The sequence below is a fragment of the Pseudonocardia sp. D17 genome, from assembly GCF_036984265.1.
GTDB lineage: Bacteria > Actinomycetota > Actinomycetes > Mycobacteriales > Pseudonocardiaceae > Pseudonocardia > Pseudonocardia benzenivorans.
The window spans coordinates 207,854-227,301 of record NZ_BPRG01000141.1 but is presented as its reverse complement, the minus strand read 5'-3'; the positions used below and the strand labels follow the sequence as shown (position 1 = coordinate 227,301).

Annotated in this window: 17 protein-coding genes; all 17 read right to left on the bottom strand. The window is 71.7% G+C overall.

Annotation, left to right across the window (positions count from 1 at the left end):
• Positions 1-15: 15 nt before the first annotated feature.
• The 17 genes from nuoN to PSD17_RS22535 all read right to left on the bottom strand — a co-directional run bounded on the left by nuoN (position 16) and on the right by PSD17_RS22535 (position 19,448).
• Entirely contained in the window at positions 16-1,641 is a 1,626-nt protein-coding gene (nuoN, locus tag PSD17_RS22615; RefSeq protein ID WP_013677585.1) for an NADH-quinone oxidoreductase subunit NuoN, read from the bottom strand.
• Entirely contained in the window at positions 1,638-3,251 is a 1,614-nt protein-coding gene (locus PSD17_RS22610) for an NADH-quinone oxidoreductase subunit M (protein WP_013677586.1), read from the bottom strand. The genes nuoN and PSD17_RS22610 overlap by 4 nt, the downstream gene beginning before the upstream one ends.
• A complete protein-coding gene (gene nuoL / locus PSD17_RS22605; RefSeq protein ID WP_013677587.1) occupies positions 3,248-5,206 on the bottom strand; it encodes an NADH-quinone oxidoreductase subunit L in 1,959 nt (652 codons plus the stop codon). The genes PSD17_RS22610 and nuoL overlap by 4 nt, the downstream gene beginning before the upstream one ends.
• A gap of 9 nt (positions 5,207-5,215) precedes the next feature.
• A complete protein-coding gene (gene nuoK / locus PSD17_RS22600; protein ID WP_013677588.1) occupies positions 5,216-5,515 on the bottom strand; it encodes an NADH-quinone oxidoreductase subunit NuoK in 300 nt (99 codons plus the stop codon).
• Positions 5,512-6,336, bottom strand: coding sequence for an NADH-quinone oxidoreductase subunit J (locus PSD17_RS22595; RefSeq protein ID WP_013677589.1), 825 nt, complete (start codon positions 6,334-6,336; stop codon positions 5,512-5,514). The genes nuoK and PSD17_RS22595 overlap by 4 nt, the downstream gene beginning before the upstream one ends.
• Positions 6,333-6,899 (bottom strand): NADH-quinone oxidoreductase subunit NuoI, encoded by a 567-nt coding sequence (gene nuoI / locus PSD17_RS22590; RefSeq protein WP_013677590.1) that lies wholly within the window; start codon positions 6,897-6,899, stop codon positions 6,333-6,335. The genes PSD17_RS22595 and nuoI overlap by 4 nt, the downstream gene beginning before the upstream one ends.
• The gene (gene nuoH / locus PSD17_RS22585) at positions 6,900-8,195 is read right to left on the bottom strand and encodes an NADH-quinone oxidoreductase subunit NuoH (protein WP_339124431.1); all 1,296 of its coding nucleotides are present in this window, start codon (positions 8,193-8,195) and stop codon (positions 6,900-6,902) included.
• Positions 8,192-10,654, bottom strand: coding sequence for an NADH-quinone oxidoreductase subunit G (locus tag PSD17_RS22580; protein ID WP_013677592.1), 2,463 nt, complete (start codon positions 10,652-10,654; stop codon positions 8,192-8,194). Before PSD17_RS22580 ends, nuoH begins: the two co-directional genes overlap by 4 nt.
• Complete coding sequence (gene nuoF, locus PSD17_RS22575; RefSeq protein ID WP_013677593.1) at positions 10,651-12,003, bottom strand: NADH-quinone oxidoreductase subunit NuoF; 1,353 nt, start codon at positions 12,001-12,003, stop codon at positions 10,651-10,653. The genes PSD17_RS22580 and nuoF overlap by 4 nt, the downstream gene beginning before the upstream one ends.
• Positions 12,000-12,821, bottom strand: a complete 822-nt coding sequence (nuoE, locus tag PSD17_RS22570) for an NADH-quinone oxidoreductase subunit NuoE (protein WP_013677594.1) — start codon at positions 12,819-12,821, stop codon at positions 12,000-12,002. The genes nuoF and nuoE overlap by 4 nt, the downstream gene beginning before the upstream one ends.
• Before the next feature lie 31 nt (positions 12,822-12,852).
• On the bottom strand, positions 12,853-14,175 hold the full coding sequence (locus PSD17_RS22565; RefSeq protein ID WP_013677595.1) for an NADH-quinone oxidoreductase subunit D: 1,323 nt from the start codon (positions 14,173-14,175) through the stop codon (positions 12,853-12,855).
• Positions 14,172-15,047, bottom strand: a complete 876-nt coding sequence (locus PSD17_RS22560; protein WP_013677596.1) for an NADH-quinone oxidoreductase subunit C — start codon at positions 15,045-15,047, stop codon at positions 14,172-14,174. The genes PSD17_RS22565 and PSD17_RS22560 overlap by 4 nt, the downstream gene beginning before the upstream one ends.
• Before the next feature lie 7 nt (positions 15,048-15,054).
• Complete coding sequence (locus PSD17_RS22555) at positions 15,055-15,606, bottom strand: NuoB/complex I 20 kDa subunit family protein (protein ID WP_013677597.1); 552 nt, start codon at positions 15,604-15,606, stop codon at positions 15,055-15,057.
• Between the two features lie 9 nt (positions 15,607-15,615).
• A complete protein-coding gene (locus PSD17_RS22550) occupies positions 15,616-15,981 on the bottom strand; it encodes an NADH-quinone oxidoreductase subunit A (RefSeq protein ID WP_013677598.1) in 366 nt (121 codons plus the stop codon).
• A 117-nt stretch (positions 15,982-16,098) separates the two neighbouring features.
• Positions 16,099-17,424, bottom strand: coding sequence for a geranylgeranyl reductase family protein (locus PSD17_RS22545; protein ID WP_339124430.1), 1,326 nt, complete (start codon positions 17,422-17,424; stop codon positions 16,099-16,101).
• 199 nt (positions 17,425-17,623) lie between these two features.
• Complete coding sequence (locus tag PSD17_RS22540; RefSeq protein WP_013677600.1) at positions 17,624-18,313, bottom strand: demethylmenaquinone methyltransferase; 690 nt, start codon at positions 18,311-18,313, stop codon at positions 17,624-17,626.
• Between the two features lie 10 nt (positions 18,314-18,323).
• Positions 18,324-19,448 carry a glycosyltransferase gene (locus PSD17_RS22535; RefSeq protein ID WP_339124429.1) on the bottom strand — a complete coding sequence of 375 codons (1,125 nt, stop codon included), beginning with the start codon at positions 19,446-19,448 and terminating at the stop codon, positions 18,324-18,326.

The following is a 19,448-nucleotide window of genomic DNA, read 5'->3' as shown; positions in this document are numbered from 1 at the left end:
CTTCAGCCTACGAAGTCATCCGACGAACGGGCCGCCCGAGGCCATCCCGAGCGCCAGCGACGGGACGATGCCCAGCAGCAGCGTCACAATGACACCGAGGGTGATGGCGGCCGTGGTGAAGGCTCCGGGGACGGTGACGGTGGGCCCGTCGGGCGCCGGCTCGTTGAAGTACATGAGCACGATGACCCGCAGGTAGAAGAACGCCGCCACGGCGCTGGCCACCAGCGCGATGACCACCAGCGGGGCCATCCCGTCCTGGAGGGCGGCGGAGAACACCGCGAACTTCGCCGTGAAACCGCTGGTCAACGGGATTCCTGCGAGCGCGAGCAGCAGGAACGACATCACCCCCGCGAGTAGCGGTGATCTCTTCGCCAGCCCTGCCCACTGGGACAGGTGCGTGGCCTCGCCGTCGGCGTCGCGGACCAGCGAGATGACGCCGAAGACCGCGAGCGTGGTGAACCCGTAGGCCAGCAGGTAGAACAGCGTCCCGGAGACGCCCTGCTCCGTGATCGACATCGCACCGAGCAGCAGGAAGCCCGCGTGCGCGATCGACGAGTACGCGATCATCCGCTTGACGTCGGTCTGTGTGAGACCGAGCACGGCACCGATCACCATGGAGACGATCGCCACGGCCCACAGCACGCCGCGCCACTCCCAGCGGGTGTCGCCGAACGCGACGAAGAACACGCGGGTGATCGCGCCGAACGCGGCGACCTTGGTGCAGGCGGCCATGAACGCCGTGACGGGCGTCGGGGCGCCCTGGTAGACGTCCGGCGTCCAGGTGTGGAACGGACCGACCGAGCCCTTGAACAGCAGCCCGACGACGAGCAGCGCGAGTCCGCCGAACAGCAGCGTGTCGGAGCGGTCGGTGCCGGCGGCGGCCTGCGCGATCGCGGTGAGCCGCACCGAGCCCGCGTAGCCGTAGAGCAGTGCCAGGCCGTAGAGGAAGAACGCCGACGCGAACGCGCCGAGCAGGAAGTACTTGACCGCCGCCTCCTGCGAGAGCAGCCGGCGCCTGCGCGCCAGCCCGCACATCAGGTACAGCGGCAGCGAGAGCACCTCGAGACCGATGAACATCGTCAGCAGGTCGTTGGCCGCGACGAAGGTCATCATGCCGCCGAGCGCGAACAGGGCGAACGGGAAGACCTCGGTCTGCATCGTCGGCGCGGTGCCGGGCTCGCCGTAGTCGCGGTCGTCGTCCGCGGCGCCGCCGACCCCGGCCGAGCCGCTGGTGCCCGTCCCGCCACCGGCGACGGCCGCCCTGGCCACCGACGACGCGATGAACGCCCCGCCGGGCTCCACCGAGCGGTCGGCCAGCAGCAGGATGCTGCCCAGCCCGAGAATCAGCAGCGTGCCCCACAGGAACAGCGTCGGCTGGTCGACGGCGAGCGCGTCGCCCAGCGTCGTCAGGCCGGTGGGGCTGCCGCCCGCGTAGACACCGAGGGTGATGCCCGCCGCGGCGAGCACGACGAGGCTCAGCGCGACCTGGACGGGCCAGCGCTGGTGCCGGGGCAGGAACGCCTCGACGAGCACCGCGACGCAGGCGCCGCCCAGCACGATCAGCACCGGCGCGATCGCCGCGTAGTCGATCGCCGGCGCCGAGATCGGCGCGGGCGCCTGCGCGAGAAGAACCGGGGTCACCGGGACACCCCTCCCACCGGGTCGGCGAGACCGACCTCGGACATCGTGGCGGCCGCCGTCGGGTTGATCACGTCGAGCACCGGCCCGGGCAGGAAGCCCAGCACCAGGATCAGCACGACGAGCGGCGTCAGGACCCCGATCTCCCGCTTGGACAGGTCGGGGAAGCCGGTGGCGCCGCGGTCGGCGGCGACAGCCGGGTCGATCATGGTGCCGGGGCCGTCGCCACGGCCGCCGCCGAGCGCGGCGAGCACGGCGTTGCCGCGCAGCGGGCCCTGCATCGTGCGCTGGTACATCCAGAGCACGTAGAGCGCCGCGAAGATGATGCCCACCGTCGCGAGGATCGTGTAGACGGGCTGACGCGGGAACGAGCCCAGCAGCACCAGGAACTCGCTCACGAACGAGTTGGTGCCCGGCAGCGCCAGCGACGACAGCCCGGCGAGGAGGAACACCCCGGCCAGCAGCGGCGCCACCTTGTGCACGCCGCCGTAGTCCCCGACGAGCCGCGACCCGCCGCGGGCGATGACGAGCCCGACGACGATGAACAGCATGCCCGTCGAGATGCCGTGGTTGACCATGTAGAGCACCGAGCCGCTGAACGACTGCGTCGAGAAGGCGAAGATGCCGAGCGCGATGAAGCCGAAGTGCGCGATCGAGGTGTAGGACACGAAGCGCTTCATGTCGGTCTGACCGACGGCCAGCAGCCCGCCGTAGAGGATGCCGATCACGGCCAGCGTCAGCACCAGGGGCGCGAGCTTCTGCGAGGCCAGCGGGAACAGCGGCAGGCAGTAGCGCAGGAAGCCGAACGTGCCGACCTTGTCGAGGACGCCGACGAGCAGCACACCCGCGCCGACCGGTGCCTCGGCGCCGGCGTCGGGCAGCCAGGTGTGGAACGGCACCAGCGGCGCCTTGATCGCGAACGCGACGAAGAAGCCGAGGAACAGCCAGATCTGGGTGCTCTCCGGCAGCGACGCCGCCATCTTCTGCAGCTCGACCCAGGTGAACGTGCCCTGGCCCAGCTTGTTGCCGCTGACGACGTAGAGCCCGATCACCGAGGCGAGCATGATCAACCCGCCGAGCAGCGAGTACAGGAAGAACTTCACCGCGGCGTACTGCCTGCGCGGGCCGCCGAAGCGCCCGATCAGGAAGTACATCGGGATGAGCATCGCCTCGAAGAACACGTAGAACAGGAAGACGTCGGTCGCCGCGAAGACCCCGACCAGCAGGCCCTGGGTCGCGAGGATCAGCGAGAAGAACCCGCCCTGCGTGCGCCCCTCCGGGAGCTTCTCGTTCCAGGAGAACGCGAGCACGATCGGCACGAGCACCGCGGTGATCGCCAGCATGACGAGCGCGAAGCCGTCGATGCCGAGCGCGAAGCGCGTACCGAACGCCGGGATCCACTCGACGGAGAGCTCGAGCTGGAACCGGGCGCCGTTCTGCGCCGCCGGCACCGAGTACGCGAACCACGTGATGACGACGAGCACCAGCTCGACGACCGAGACCACGACCGCGGACCACTTGGCCGTGGCCTGGTCCTTGATCGGGCCGACCAGCGCCGCGCCGACGAGCGGCACGAGCAGCAGGACGACGAGAAGCACGGAGCCCCCACTCATGCGAACCTCACCGCCAGCAGCGCCGCGATGACGAGGACGGACCCGCCGAGCATGCTCAGCGCGTAGGACCTGACGAAACCGGTCTGCAGCCTGCGCAGCCGGCCGGACGAGCCGCCGAGCGTGGCGGCCGTGCCGTTGACGATGCCGTCGACACCCTTGTTGTCCAGGAACACCAGCGCCCGGGTGAGCCAGACGCCCGGCCGCGCGATCAGTGCCTCGTTGATCGCGTTGGCGTAGAGGTCCCTACGGGCGGCCTGGACGGGCAGCGAGACGTGCACCGGACGTTCGACCGGGGTGGGCCGGCGGCCGACGAACAGGTAGGCCAGCAGCACACCGAGCGCCGAGAGCCCGAGTACCAGCCACGGGACGACGGCGTGCGGCATGCCCCCGCCGGGGGACTCCTCGAGCGGGCCGAGCGTCGGCGTGAGCCACGTCGCGAGCCGGCCGCCCTGGGTGAGCAGGAAGCCCGCGAACACCGAGCCGATGGCCAGCACGATCATCGGGCCGGTCATCGCCGGGCCCGCCTCGTGCGGGTGGTAGTCGTGGCCGTCCGGGGACTTGATGTCCTGCCAGCGCTTCTTGCCGAAGAACGTCATGATCATCAGTCGCGTCATGTAGAACGCGGTCAGACCCGCGGCGATCGCCGCGACGAGCCCGAACACCCAGCCCTGCCAGCCCGGCTGGCCGAACGCGGCCTCGATGATCGCGTCCTTGGTGTAGTAGCCGGACAGGAACGGGAAGCCGATCAGCGCGAGGTAGCCCAGCCCGAACGTCACGAACGTGATCGGCATGAACCGTGCGAGGCCGCCGTAGCGGCGCATGTCGACGTCGTCGTTCATGGCGTGCATGACCGAACCGGCGCCGAGGAACAGCCCGGCCTTGAAGAAGCCGTGCGCCAGCAGGTGCGCGATGCCCAGCGCGTAGCCGGCCGGCCCGAGCCCGACGGCCAGGATCATGTACCCGATCTGACTGACCGTGGAGTAGGCGAGCACCTTCTTGATGTCGTCGTAGGCGCAGCCGATGATCGCGCCGATCAGCAGCGTGATCACCCCGATGAGCGCCACGACCAGCCTGCCGTTCGTCGACAGGTCGTAGATCGGGTTGGCGCGGGCGATGAGGTAGACGCCCGCGGTGACCATCGTCGCCGCGTGGATGAGCGCCGAGACCGGCGTCGGGCCCTCCATCGCGTCCGGGAGCCAGGCCTGCAGCGGGAACTGGCCGGACTTACCGCAGGCACCCAGGAGCAGCAGGATCGTGATCGCCAGGACCGTGCCCGGCGGGACCTCGCCGATGCGGGCGAAGACCTCGGTGTACTGCGTCGTGCCGAGGTTCTGCCAGATCAGGAAGATCGCCAGCGCCAGCCCGACGTCGCCGACGCGGTTCATCAGGAACGCCTTCTTGGCGGCCGTCGCCGCGGAGGGGCGGTCCTGGTAGAAGCCGATCAGCAGGTAGGACGCGAGACCGACGCCCTCCCAGCCGAGGTAGAGCATCACGAAGTTGTTGCCGAGGACCAGCACGAGCATCGCCGCGACGAACAGGTTCAACTGCGCGAAGAAGCGCCGCCGGCCGGGGTCGTGGCTCATGTAGCCGGTCGAGTAGATGTGGATCAGCGCACCGACGCCGGTGATCAGCAGCACGAACGTCAGCGACAGCGGGTCGAGCCGCAGTCCGAAGTCGACGTGCAGGCCGCCGACCGACATCCACTCGTAGACCGACACCTCACGGGTGCGCTGCGCCGGGTCGAGCGAGGTGGTGTCGAGGAAGATCAGCAGGCCGACGACGAACGCCGCGACGACCGTCAGGACGCCGAGCCAGTGGCCCCAGCGGTCGGCGCGCCGTCCGGCGAGGAACAGGATCAGCGCGCCGAGGGCCGGCAGTACCACGAGCAGCCACGCGAGCGAGGCGACACCGCTCGCAGCCGCGACTTGCCCCGCTTCGGGGAGCTGGGTGGGCACGGGGAGCTCCTAGTACTTGAGCAGGTTGGCGTCGTCCACCGAGGCGGACCGGCGCGTGCGGAAGATCGACATGATGATCGCGAGCCCGACGACGACCTCGGCCGCGGCGACGACCATGACGAAGAACGCCATGACCTGGCCGTTGAGCTGGCCGTTGATCCGCGAGAACGTCACGAGCGTCAGGTTCACCGCGTTGAGCATGAGCTCGATGCACATGAACACGACGATCGCGTTGCGGCGCACCAGCACACCCACGGCGCCGATGGCGAACAACAGCGCCGAGAGCAGCAGGTAGTACGTCGGGGTCATCGGTCACCGTCCTGCGAGGGGGTACCGCCGGTGAGGGCGTGCGGGTCGGCGGGCGCCTGCTCGATCTCCTCGACGGGCGTCGACTCGATGATGTCGGAGAGCGACTCCGGGGCGACCGAACCGTCGGGGAGCAGGGCGGGCACCGCGACGGAGTTGGCCGTCGCGAACACACCGGGGCCCGGCAGCGGCGAGACGCGGGCGTGCTCGCCGCGCAGCCGGGCCAGCACCGTCGCGCGCTGGCCGCGCTTCTCGTGCGACTTCGTCTGCGCGTGCGCGAGGACCATGGCGCCGAGCGCGGCGGTGATCAGCAGCGCCGACGTCAGCTCGAACGGGAGCAGGTAGTCGGTGAAGATCAGCCGGCCCAGGCCGGGCAGGTTGTTGTTCGATCCCTGCAGGTTCGCGCCGAGGCCGGCGGGGGTGACCGAGGTCAGCGACCGGGCGACCGCCGCGACGAGCAGGAGGGCGAGTCCCAGGCCCAGCAGCAGGCCCGCGATCCGCTGTCCGCGCAGCACCTCGACGACGGAGTCGGAGCTGTCGCGGCCGACCAGCATCAGCACGAACAGGAACAGCATCATCACGGCGCCCGTGTAGACGATGATCTGCACGAACCCGAGGAACGGCGCCTGCTGGACGATGTAGAGGATGCCGAGGCTCAGCATCGTCATGACGAGGAAGAGCGCCGAGTGCACGGCGTTGCGCGCGAACACCATCCCGAGCGCGCCGCCGAGCGCGACGATGCCGAGGATCCAGAAGGCGATGGACTCGCCGAGCGTCATCGGCCCGCCGGAGTCGGCGGCCGCCTGCGCGAGCGTGGTGATCATCGGACCTGCTCCCCGACAGGGTCGTTGTCGATCTTCTCGCCGGCCGCGGAGGCGCGGGCGAGCTTCGGCCCCTGCACGTAGTAGTCCTGCTCGTCGTCACCCAGGCGCATCGGGTGCGGCGGCTGCTCCATGCCGGGCAGCAGCGGCGCAAGCAGCTGCTCCTTGGTGTAGATCAGGTCCTGCCGGTTGTCGTCGGCGAGCTCGTAGAAGTTGGTCATCGTCAGCGAGCGCGTCGGGCACGCCTCGATGCACAGCCCGCAGCCGATGCAGCGCAGGTAGTTGATCTGGTAGTCGGCGCCGTAGCGCTCACCCGGGGAGTAGCGCGCCTCCTCGGTGTTGTCCCCGCCCTCGACGAAGATCGCGTCAGCCGGGCAGGCCCAGGCGCACAGCTCGCAGCCGACGCACTTCTCGAGGCCGTCGGGATGCCGGTTGAGCTGGTGGCGGCCGTGGTAGCGCGGGGCCGCCGGCGGGAAGTCCTCCGGGTACTCCTCGGTGACGACCTTCTTGAACATCGTCGAGAAGGTGACGCCGAAGCCCTTGAAGAAGTCGACGAACTCGGACATCTACTCGTTCTCCTTCCCGTGCTCGCCGGCGGCGACCGAGGCGGGCTCGCGGCCGGCCGCGGGGGCGACGGGCCGGGTGCGCGCACGTGGTGGCGTCGGGACCGAGAGGTCCAGTGGTGGCACCGGGTAGTCGGAGCCGAGCTCGATCGGCTCCGGGTCGGAGCTCTTGCGGTCGGGCACCAGGAAGGCGACGACCAGTACGACGGCCAGCACGATCCCGCCCGCGACCAGCAGGGTCGGGACGTCGCCCGCCGGGCTCTGCCGCCACGCCCGGACCGCGAAGATCAGCAGGATCCACAGCAGGCTCAGCGGCACCAGGCACTTCCAGCCCAGGCGCATGAACTGGTCGTAGCGCATCCGGGGCAGCGTCCCGCGCAGCCAGATGAAGACGAACAGGAACGCCAGCGTCTTCACGATGAAGGCGAGGAACTGGAACCAGCCGTTGTCGAAGCCCGACCAGATGTGGCCGAGCCACGGGATCTGGCCGCCGCCGAGGAACAGCGTCGTGGCCATCGCCGAGACGGTCACCATGTTGACGTACTCGGCCAGGAAGAACAGCGCGAACTTCAGCGACGTGTACTCGGTGTGGAAGCCGCCGACCAGCTCGGACTCGGCCTCGGGGAGGTCGAACGGCGCCCGGTTGGTCTCGCCGACCATCGAGATCACGAAGACGACGAAGCTCGGGATGAGCAGCCACACGTACCAGCCGCCGCTCTGCGAGGCGACGATGTCGGCGGTCGACATCGAGCCGCTGTAGAGGATGACGGCGACGATCGACAGGCCGAGCGCGATCTCGTAGGAGATGACCTGCGCGGCCGAGCGGAGCGCTCCCAGCAGGGAGTACGGCGAGCCGGAGGCCCAGCCGCCGAGCACGATGCCGTAGACGCCGATCGACGAGCACGCCAGCACGACGAGCACGCCGACAGGGAGGTCGACCAGCTGCAGCACCGTGCGCTCGCCGAAGATCGAGACCTCACCGCCGAACGGGATCACCGAGAAGGCGATGAACGCCGGGATGCACGAGATCGCCGGGGCGATGAAGTACACCCGCTTGTCGGCGAGCGTCGGCATGATGTCTTCCTTGAAGGCCAGCTTCAGGCCGTCCGCGAGGGACTGGAGCCAGCCACCGGGCCCGACCCGGTTCGGACCGGGACGCTGCTGCATCCGGCCGACGACCTTGCGCTCCCAGTTGATCATGAAGAGCGTCAGCACGACGCCGAGCGCGAAGAGCCCGACGACCTTGATGATGATGATCCAGATCGGGTCGTCGGCCAGCAGCTGCTGGGTGGGGGTCACGCCGCACCTCCGTCAAGGTTGCCGGCGCCGGTGACGCCGACCAGGTCGCCGTGGCCCGCGCCGAGGACCGAGCGGACGCCGGGAGCGTCCACCGGGTTCGCCGGGAGCCACACCACGCCGTCGGGCAGGTCCGCGAAGGCGACGGGCAGGGTCACCGCACCGCGGGCGGTGCGAACCGTGGCGGGCGCACCCTCGGCGAGGCCGAGCCGCTCGGCCGTCGCGCCGTTGACCCGCACCACCGCGGGCCGGGCCGTGCCGGCCAGGTGTGGCTCGTCGATCGACAACGAGCCGCTGCCGACGAGCTGGCGCCACGTCGCGAGGACCGCCTGGCCGTAGCCGGGGGCGGCCGCGTCGGCCGCACCGACCGTCGGCACCGCGCCGGACGCGGCGACCGACCCGAGCCGGGCCATGTCGCCGCCCGCGGCGGCCGAGGTCTGAGTGAACAGGTCGACGTCCATCTCGACGGCCAGGGTGTCGAGCACCCGGCAGTCGGGCAGCACGCCCGTCGCGTCGAGGGTGACGCCGAACTCGCGGCGGCGGCCCTCCCAGTTGACGTAGCTGCCGGCGCGCTGCACGTCGGGCGCCACCGGGAGCACGACGTCGGCGAGCTCGGTCACCGCCGACCGCTGGATCTCCAGGCTGACGACGAAACCGACCGCCGCGACGGCCTCCAGCGCCGCCGCCGGGTCGGCCAGGTCGTGCGGGTCGACCCCGCCGACGACCAGGGCCGACAGCACGCCGTCGGCCGCGGCGGCGAGGATCTCGTCGGCGTCGCGACCGGGCTCGGCCGGGATCGTCCCGGCCGCCAGGCCCCAGGCCTGCTCGACCTCGGCGCGCGCGGCCGCGTCGGTGACCGCGCGGCCGCCGGGCAGCAGCGTCGGCACGGCTCCGGCCTCGAGCGCGCCGCGGTCGCCGGCCCGGCGCGGCACCCACGCGATCTTCGCGCCGGTGCGCGTCGCGAGCTCCGCGACCGCGGAGTAGAGGCCCGAGACCTCGGCCGCCCGCTCGCCGACGAGCACGACCGCGCCGGTCGCGCTCAGCGCGTCGACGAGCTCACCGCCGCCCGCGGCCAGCTCGCGCAGCACCGCGGCCTCGCCGCCCGGCACTGCCGGGATCAGCGTCGCCTCGGTCTTCTCGACGCCCGGGGTGCTCCACTGGCCCAGCTGGAACACGCGCTGGCCGTGCTTGCGGACGGCCTTGCGCAGCCGGAGGAAGACGACCGCCGCCTCCTCCTCCGGGTCGAGCCCGACGGTGAGCACGGCCGGAGCCGCCTCCAGGGCCGAGAAGGTCACGCCGGTCTCCGGCGTCGTCCCGACGACGGTGGCCGCCAGGAACTCCAGCTCCTCCGCGCTGTGCGGGCGGGCGCGGAAGTCGACGTCGTTGGTGTGCGCGGCGGCGCGGGCGAACTTGGCGTAGGCGTAGGCGTCCTCGACGGTCAGCCGGCCACCGGGGAGCACCCCGATCCCGCCCTCGGCCCGCGCGGCCAGCAGGCCCTCGGCCGCGACGCGCAGCGCCTCGGTCCACGACGCCTCGGCCAGCACCCCGTCGGCCCCGCGGACCAGCGGCCGGGTGATCCGCGCGGGCGAGGTGAGGTAGCGGAACGCGAAGCGGGTCTTGTCGTCGATCCACTCCTCGTTGACCTCGGGGTCGTTGCCCGCGAGCCGGCGCATGACGGTGCCCCGCCGGGAGTCGGTGCGGATCGCCGCGCCGCTGGAGTCGTGCTCGGTCACCCCCGGTGTCGACACCAGGTCGAACGGGCGGGAGCGGAACCGGTACGCGGCGCTGGTGAGCGCTCCGACCGGGCAGATCTGGATGGTGTTGCCGGAGAAGTAGGACTGGAACGGCTTGTCCGCGGCCACCCCGATCTGCTGCTGCGCGCCGCGCTCGAGCAGCTCGATGAACGGGTCGCCCGCGATCTGCTCGGAGAACCGGGTGCAGCGCTGGCACAGGACGCAGCGCTCGCGGTCGAGCAGCACCTGCGTCGAGATCGGCAGCGGCTTGGGGAACGTCCGCTTGGTCTCGACGAACCGCGAGTCGGTCCGGCCCGTCGACATCGCCTGGTTCTGCAGAGGGCACTCGCCGCCCTTGTCGCAGATCGGGCAGTCGAGCGGGTGGTTGATCAGCAGCAGCTCCATGACGCCCTGCTGGGCCTTGTCGGCCACCGGCGACGTGTGCTGGGTCTTCACCACCATGCCGTCGGCCACCGTCATGGTGCAGCTGGCCTGCGGCTTGGGCATCGGCCTGCCGCCCATCTCCACCTCGACCAGGCACTGCCGGCAGGCACCGGCCGGCTCGAGCAGCGGATGGTCGCAGAACCGCGGGACGATGATGCCGAGGCGCTCGCACGTGCGGATCAGCAGCTCGCCCTGCGGGGCGTCGACCTCGATCCCGTCGATCGTCAGCCGGACGTGGCCCTCGGGAACGGGCCTGGTCTCGCTCTTCTCGGGAGAGAGAGTCACGCGCTCGCTCCAGTCAGGTCGGCCAGCTGCTCCGGACGGGCCACCGCCGGCTGCGCGGCGATCAGGTCGAGGAACTCCTGGCGGAAGTACTTGATGGCGCTGGTGATCGGGCTCGTCGCGCCGTCACCGAGAGCGCAGAAGGAGCGGCCGAGGATGTTGTCGCAGATGTCGAGCATCGTGTCGACGTCCTCGGGCGTGCCCTCGCCGTGCACCATCCGTTCGAGGATCTGGACCAGCCAGTAGGTGCCCTCGCGGCACGGGGTGCACTTGCCGCAACTCTCGTGCTTGTAGAACTCGGTCCACTTCATGACCGCCCACGGGACCGAGACGGTCTCGTTGAAGATCTGGACGGCCGTCGTGCCGAGCATCGACCCGGCCGCGGCCGCGCCCTCGAAGTCCAGGGGGACGTCGAGGTGCTCGGCCGTGAACAGCGGGGTCGACGACCCGCCCGGCGTCCAGAACTTGAGCGGGATGCCGTCCTTCATGCCGCCCGCCAGCTCCAGCAGCTCGCGCAACGTCGTGCCCAGCGGCGCCTCGTACTGGCCGGGCCGCTCGACGTGCCCGGACAGCGAGTAGATCTTGGGGCCGGGGCTGCGCTCGGTGCCCATCGTCCGGAACCACGCGCTGCCGCCCGCGACGATGTCGGGAACCGACGCGATCGTCTCGACGTTGTTCACCACTGTGGGAGACGCGTACAGGCCCGACGTGGCCGGGAACGGCGGCTTGAGCCGCGGCTGGCCACGCCTGCCCTCCAGCGAGTCGAGGAGCGCCGTCTCCTCACCGCAGATGTAGGCGCCGGCCCCCGCGTGCACGACGATGTCCAGGTCGAACCCGCTGCCCAGGATGTCGCGGCCCAGGTAGCCCTTGGCGTAGGCCTCCTCGACGGCACGGCGCAGCCTGCGGATGCAGTGCAGTGCCTCGCCCCGCACGTAGATCGCGCAGAAGTTCGCGCGGATCGCGTAGCTGGTGATGACGCAGCCCTCGATGAGCGAGTGCGGGTCGGCCATCATCGTCGGGATGTCCTTGCACGTGCCCGGCTCGCCCTCGTCTGCGTTGATGACGAGGTACTTGGGCTTCGCGCCGGCGCCCGTCGGGCCCTGCGGGATGAACGACCACTTCATGCCCGTCGGGAAGCCGGCGCCGCCGCGTCCGCGCAGCCCCGAGTCCTTGACCAGGTTGATCAGCTGGTCCGGGTGCGCGGCCAGCGCGGTGCGCAGTGCCGTGTACCCGTCGGTCCGCTCGTAGGTGTCGATCGACCACGAGCGGTCCAGCTGCCACCGGCGGGTCAGCACCGGGGTGAGCGGGTCGGGGCGGGACTCGGTCCCGGTGGTGTCCGTGTTCTCGGTCATGACTTCTTCTCCGGGAGCGGCGGCAGTGCCGGGTGCTCGGCGGGCCGGGCCGGGGCCTGCCAGCCGCGCTCGTCGGCGAGTGCGGCGCCGCGGACGGTCTCCGGCGCGATCGACGGGCCCTCCGCGACGGCGGCCAGGTCGGGGTGGAAACCGGCCAGCTCGAGCTCGACGGTCCGCAGGTCGGTGAGCGGCGCGCCGCGCGTGGGGTGCGGCTTCTCGCCGCGACGCAGCGCGTCGACCAGCTCCTCGGCCGACTCGACCGTCTGGTTGTCGAAGTACTCGTAGTTGACCTGGATGACCGGCGCGAGGTCGCAGGCCGCGAGGCACTCGGCGTGCTCGAGGGTGATCGACCCGGGCGTGCCGGGCTCGCCCGCGGTCTCCTCGTGGCCCAGCGGCCGGTCCTCGGTGCCGAGGCGGGCCTGCAGCCGGGCGTAGATGTCGTCGCCACCCAGTGCGGCGCAGAGGGTGTTGGTGCAGACGCTCACGAGGTGCTCGCCGCACGGGGTGCGCTTGTACATCGTGTAGAACGTCGCGACCGCGGAGACCTCGGCCGTCGTCAGGTCGAGGAGCTCGGCGCAGAACCGGATGCCCTCCTGGCTGACGTGGCCCTCGACCGACTGCACCAGGTGCAGCATCGGCAGCAGCGCCGAGCGTGACTGCGGGTAGCGCGCGATGATCTCCTTCGCGCGCTGCCGGGTCACCTCGTCGTAACTCGGGGAGACGATCGGGCCGTCGGCGGCCACGGGCGTCCACGTCACCTCGACGGGCCCGGTCACCTCGCGGCTGTTCATCTCGGGGTTGCCCTCGGGCAGTGTCATCGCGGCACTCCGCTGCGTTCGGTGGCCGGTGTCACCGGTCCACACCTCCCATCACCGGGTCGATCGACGCGACCGCGGCGATGACGTCGGCGACCATGCCGCCCTCGCTCATGGCGGGCATGGTCTGCAGGTTGACGAAGCTGGGCTCACGCATGTGCACGCGCACCGGGCGGGTGCCGCCGTCGGAGACCAGGTGCACGCCGAGCTCGCCGCGGGGCGACTCGACGCACGTGTAGACCTGCCCGGCCGGGACGTGGAAGCCCTCGGTGACCAGCTTGAAGTGGTGGATCAGCGACTCCATCGACTGACCCATGATCTTGCGGACGTGCTCGAGGGTGTTGCCCATCCCGTCCGAGCCGATCGACAGCTGCGCGGGCCAGGCGATCTTGCGGTCCTCGACCATGACCGGCCCGGGCTCCAGCCGCTCCGCGGCCTGCTTGATGATCTTCAGCGACTCGTGGATCTCGTGCAGCCGGACCAGGTAACGGGAGTAGCAGTCCGCGCCCGTCTCGGTGGGCACCTCGAAGTCGTACTGGTCGTAGCCCCAGTACGGCTCGACCTTGCGCTGGTCCCAGGCCAGGCCCGCGGAGCGCAGGATCGGCCCGGTCGCGCCGAGGGCGAGGCAGCCGTCGATCGGGAGGTAGCCGACTCCCTGCAGGCGCTGCTTCCAGATCGGCTGGCCCGTCAGCAGGCGGTCGTAGTCGCCCAGCCGGGAGTGGAAGACGGCGAGGAACTCGTCGATCTTCTCCTTCCAGTCGACCGGCAGATCCTGCGCGAGCCCGCCGGGCCGGAAGTACGCGTGGTTCATCCGCAGCCCGGTCAGGTACTCCAGGAGGTGGAGCACCTCCTCGCGCTCACGGAAACCGGCCGTCATGCCGGTGAGCGCGCCGAGCTCCATGCCGCCGGTGGCCAGGCACACCAGGTGCGAGCCGATCCGATTGACCTCCATGAGCATCACGCGGATGATCTGCGCCCGCTCCGGGACCTCGACGCCGAGCAGCTTCTCGACGCCCTTGACGTACGCGGCCTCGTTGAACAGCGGCGCCAGGTAGTCGGCCCGCGTGACGAACGTGACGCCCTGCGTCCACGTCCGGTACTCGCAGTTCTTCTCGATGCCGGTGTGCAGGTAGCCGATCACCGAGCGGGCCTGCGTCACCGTCTCGCCCTCGAGCTCGAGCACGAGCCGGAGCACGCCGTGCGTCGACGGGTGCTGCGGGCCCATGTTGATGACGATGCGCTCGTCGTGCTCGCCGTCGGTGATCGTGTCCCAGTCACCACCGGTGACGGTGTAGACCGTGCCCTCGGTGGTCTCGCGTTCCGGGGCGTAGGCGTCGGTCTCGGGAGGGGTGCTCACGAGTAGGCCCGCCTCTCATCGGGCGGAGGGATCTCCGCGCCCTTGTACTCCACGGGGATCCCCCCGAGGGGGTAGTCCTTGCGTTGCGGGTGGCCGTCCCAGTCGTCGGGCATGAGGATCCGGGTCAGCGCCGGGTGGCCGTCGAAGACGATCCCGAACATGTCCCAGGTCTCGCGCTCGTGCCAGTCGGCCGTCGGGTACACCTCGACGACGCTGGGCAGGTGCGGGTTCTCCGCGCCGCCCGCCCAGTCGAGGGCGACCTCCAGCCGGATGCGGCGCCGGTAGGTCATCGACAGCAGGTGGTAGACGACGTGCAGCCGTTGCGGCACGTCGACGCCGTAGTCGACCGCCGAGACCGCCGAGCACAGCTCGTAGCGCAGCGACGGGTCGTCGCGCAGCGTCCGGCAGACCTCGAGGATGCGCTCGGCCGCGATGTAGAAGGTGATCTCGCCGCGGTCGATCGTGACCTGCTGGATCGCGCCGCGGGTGCCGCGCTCGTCGAGCGCGGCGACGAGGTCGTCGGCGACCTCGTCGAACCAGCCGCCGAAGGGGCGCTCGGCCGGGGCCGGCGCGTGGGCGGGCAGCCGGAGGCCGCCGAAGCCCGACGTGTCGCCGGTGCCGTGGACGCCGAACATGCCCCGCCGCTCGCGGCCCGCGGGCGCGGGACGGGTGCCGCCCTCGACCGCCTGGTCGCCGAGCCCCGCGAGCTCGACCTCGCTCGGCTCGGGCGCGGTGCCGCCGCTCGCGGCGTGCTGCTCGTCGGCGGCGCCGCCACGCTGGGCGGACGACTGCTCGCCGCCGGTCGGCTCCGCGCCGCCCTCGCTGTCCTTGGAGGTGCCGGCGGTGCCGCCGGGACCCGTGCGTTCCGTCATCGCAGGCTCACTTCTTCTTCGCGAACTTGATCGACGACGGGACGAGCTCGGTCTTGTGCCCGCTCGCCGCCAGCTCGGCCGCGCGCTTGGGCCCGAGCGGCTCGTCCATGATCTTCGCGTGGATCTTGAGGATCGCGTCGATCAGCATCTCCGGCCGCGGGGGGCAGCCCGGCAGGTACATGTCGACGGGCACGACGTGGTCGACGCCCTGCACGATCGCGTAGTTGTTGAACATCCCGCCCGAGGACGCGCAGACACCCATCGCCAGCACCCACCGCGGCTCGGGCATCTGGTCGTAGATCTGGCGCAGGACCGGCGCCATCTTGTTGCTGACCCGGCCCGCGACGATCATCAGGTCGGCCTGCCGCGGCGACGCCCGGAAGACCTCCATGCCGAACCGCGCGAGGTCGTAGCGCGGGGCCCCGGTGGTCATCATCTCGATCGCGCAGCACGCCAACCCGAAGGTGGCGGGCCACAGCGACGACTTGCGCGTCCAGTTCACCAACTTCTCGACGTTGGTGAGCAGGACGCCGCTGGGCAGCTTCTCCTCGAGACCCATTACTCCGCCTCAGTTCCAGTCCAGGCCGCCGCGACGCCACACGTACACGTACGCGAAGCCGACCGTGACGATGAACAGCACGATCTCCACCAGCCCGAACAGGCCGAGCAGGTCGGCACTGATCGCGAACGGGTAGAGGAAGACCATCTCGATGTCGAAGAGGATGAACAGCATCGCCGTCAGGTAGTAGGCGACCGGCATCCGGCCGCCGCCCACGACGGGCTGCGGCGAGGGCTCGATACCGCACTCGTACGCGTCGAGCTTCGCGCGGTTGTAGCGGCGCGGTCCGACGAGCGGCGCGGCGGCGACGGATCCGATGGCGAACGCACCGGCCAGCACGGCCATCAGCACCAGCGGGAGATAGGGATCGAGCATCGGGGCAACCCTCGCCGTTTCTTCGTGCGGTGACTTGTGATCAGCGTCTTCGGGATCGATACCGCCTGGTGGGGGACCATATGTCTGGTCGACCGCACCACGGCAGTCAGGACAGCCTTAGTTCAAGCTCGGTGACAACCGGGTCATCGTGGCGAGGACCCGGTCCGACAGCCCTCCTTCACTCGGGTCGTAGAGGTTGGCCATCAGCTTGAGCAGCACGGCCATCACGGTCCGGCGCGGCAGTCCGTGCCGGCGCGCCACCCGCATCACCGACGGGTTGCCGACGAGGCGGGCGACGGCGGTGCCGAGCCGGTAGTACCGGCCCAGCGCCTCGGCCAGCCGCACGGGGTACGACGCGAGCGCCGCCTCCCGGGATGCGCCCTCGCGGGCCATCCCCTGGATCGCGCAGCCCGCCGCGAGCACCGCCGACTCCATCGCGTAGGCGATGCCCTCGCCGTTCAGCGGGTTGACCGTGCCTGCCGCGTCACCCACCAGCAACATGCCGGGCCGGTACTGCGGTGTCCTGTTGAGGCCCATCGGGAGCCCCGCGCCCGCGGCCGGGCCCGTCGCGGTCTGCTCGGACAGGCCCCACTCGCCGGGCAGGCCGGCGACCCACGACGCCAGCAGCCCCCGGTAGTCGGTGCGACCGCCGGCTGCGCGTGTGGTGGACAGCACGCCGAGGCCGACGTTGGCGGTCCCGTCGCCCATCCCGAAGACCCAGCCGTAGCCGGGGAGCAGGGCGGGGTGCGCGGGATCGGCGCGGTCCCACAGCTCGAGGTGCGTCTCGAGGTACGCGTCGTCGCTGCGCGGGCTGGTGAAGTAGCGACGCACGGCCACGCCCATCGGCCGGTCGTCGCGGCGGGTGATGCCGACGCTCTGCGCGACCCTGGCGGAGACGCCGTCGCAGGACAGGGTGAGCGGCGCGCGGAAGGACACCGGCCGCCGGTCGGTCCCGGCGCGCTCGTGGCCCGCGACACCGACGACACGACCCGTCCGCTCGTCGGTGACGGCCCCGGTGACGGTGGTGTTCTCGCGCAGCCGCGCGCCCGCGCGCTGGGCGGTCCGGGCCAGCAGGTCGTCGAGGTCGGCCCGTGGCCGGACGGCGCCGAAGTCGGGGAACACCGCGGAGGTCGGCCAGTCGAGCTCGACGCCGACCCCGCCGCCGACCACGCGCAGCCCGCGGTTGTGCACCCACCCCGCGGCGCGCGAGCAGTCGACGCCCAGGTCGATGAGCTGCTTCATCCCACGCGGGGTGAGCCCGTCGCCGCAGACCTTCTCCCGCGGGAACGTCGCCTTCTCCAGCAGCAGGACGTCGAGCCCGGCGCGGGCGAGATGCGTCGCCGCCGTCGATCCCGCCGGCCCGGCACCGACGACGATGATGTCCGCATCGGCGTCGGGCCTGCCGCGGTGTGCGGCAGCGCCGGTGGTGGTGGGCGCGCGCATCAGGCTCCTTGTGAACAGTTTCACGAAGTCCGCAGCAGTCTAGGCTCCACGTCCAGCCCTGGACGCGGATGGTCTGTGATTTCGTCGGCGGACCCCGGGGTTCGGCAAGACTGCCTGCTCCCGACCCCGCCGGCCTCCCCCGGAGAGGGGGCCCGGAAGGTCATCACGGGACGGGCCCGCGGACCCCGCCCGACGCGGGTCAGGGACGGCGCGCGCGGTGCAGCGCGACGGCGCCGAGTGCCAGGTCGCGCCAGGCGACGCCCGTCCAGCCGGCCTCGCCGATGATCCGCGCCAGGTCGGCCTGCGCCGGCCAGTCGCGGATCGACTCCGCCAGATAGGTGTAGGCGTCGGGGTTCGACGAGACGCGTCGCGCGACGGCGGGCAGCACTGTCGCGAGCATCACGTCGTGGTAGGCGACGCGAAACGGGGCGAACGTCGGCGTGCCGAACTCGCAGACGACCAGCCGCCCGCCGGGCCGCGTGACACGCGCCATCTCCCGCAGCGCCGCGCGGGTGTCGACGATGTTGCGCAGCCCGAAGGAGATCGTCACCGCGTCGAACGAGGCGTCGGCGAACGGGAGGTGCAGCCCGTCGGCGGCCACCTTCGGCACGTCGCGGCGCGCGCCCGCACGCAGCATCCCCAGCGAGAAGTCCGCCGCGACGCACCAGGCGCCGGAACGGGCCAGCGACACCGTCGAGACCGCGGTGCCCGCGGCGAGGTCGAGGACCTTCTCCCCCGGGCGCGGATCCAGCGCCGCGCGGGTCAGCGAGCGCCAGCGCCGGTCCTGGCCGGCGGTGAGGACGGTGTTGGTCAGGTCGTAGCGGCGCGCGACGCCGTCGAACATCGCCGCGACGTCGTCGGGTCGCTTGTCCAGGTCCGCGCGGGTCACCCACCGAACGCTACGCGGCCGTGCCCGGCGGGCTCCCCAGGGCCGCGAGCATCGCGGCGACCGCGGTCGGCCAGCCGAACTGCTCGGCCCTGGTGCGGGCGGCCGCGCGGCCCGCCTCCGGATCGGCGACGAGCAGGCCGGCCACCGCCGACGCGAACGCGGCCGCGTCGTCGGGCGCGGCCGCCCCCGCCCGGCCCTCGACGATCTCCGGCAGTGCCGAGGACGCCGACACCACGACGCGCGTCCCGCTGGCGAGCGCCTCCAGGGCGGAGAGCCCGAACGTCTCGTGCGGGCCGGGCGCGAGCGACACGTCGGCCGACGCCAGCAGCGTCGCGAGCCGGGCCCGGTCGGGTACGAACCCCGTGAACGTCACCGGCAGCCCCGCGGCGCGCCGGGCCATCGCCGCCCGTCGCGGGCCGTCGCCGACGACGACGAGCCGGGCGTCGACGCCGTCGCGGCGCAGCGCGGCCAGGGTGTCGACGCTGCGCTCGGGGTGCTTCTCCGGGGAGAGCCTGCCGCAGTGCACGAGCAGGGCCTCGGCGCCGCCGGCCAGGTCGCGGCGCAGGGCGCCGTCGCGGCGGCGGGGGCTGAACGTCGCGAGGTCGACACCGAGCGGGACCTGCGCGACGTTCGCCGCGCCGATGCGGTCGAACTCCGCCCGGGCGAACCCCGTCGTGCACACGACGGTGTCGTACGCGGCCGCCATTCGCGCGTTGGCCGCGTCGGCGACCACGACGGCCGCGCGGGCGGGCAGCAGGAACTGGGCGAGCAGCCGGTCGAGCCGCTCGTGGGAGATGACGACGCCCGGCACCCCCCGCCGCGACGCCCACTCCCCCAGCCCGCGCAGCGTCAGCCGGTCGGAGACCTCGATCGCGTCCGGCGCGAGGAGGTCGAGCAACCCCCGGACCCGCCACGGGTCGACCGCCCGGTAGCCGCCGGTCCCCGGCAGCCGGGGCGCCGGGACCGTGATCCGGCGCACGCCCGACCCGAGCCGCTCGTCGGTCCGCCGGTGGCCGGGCACGACGAGGACGACGTCGTGGCCGTGCGCGACGTAGCCCGCGCCGAGGTGGGTCAGTGCGGTGCGCAGGCCGCCGGACCGCGGCCCGTAGAAATTGGCGAGCTGGACGATGCGCAC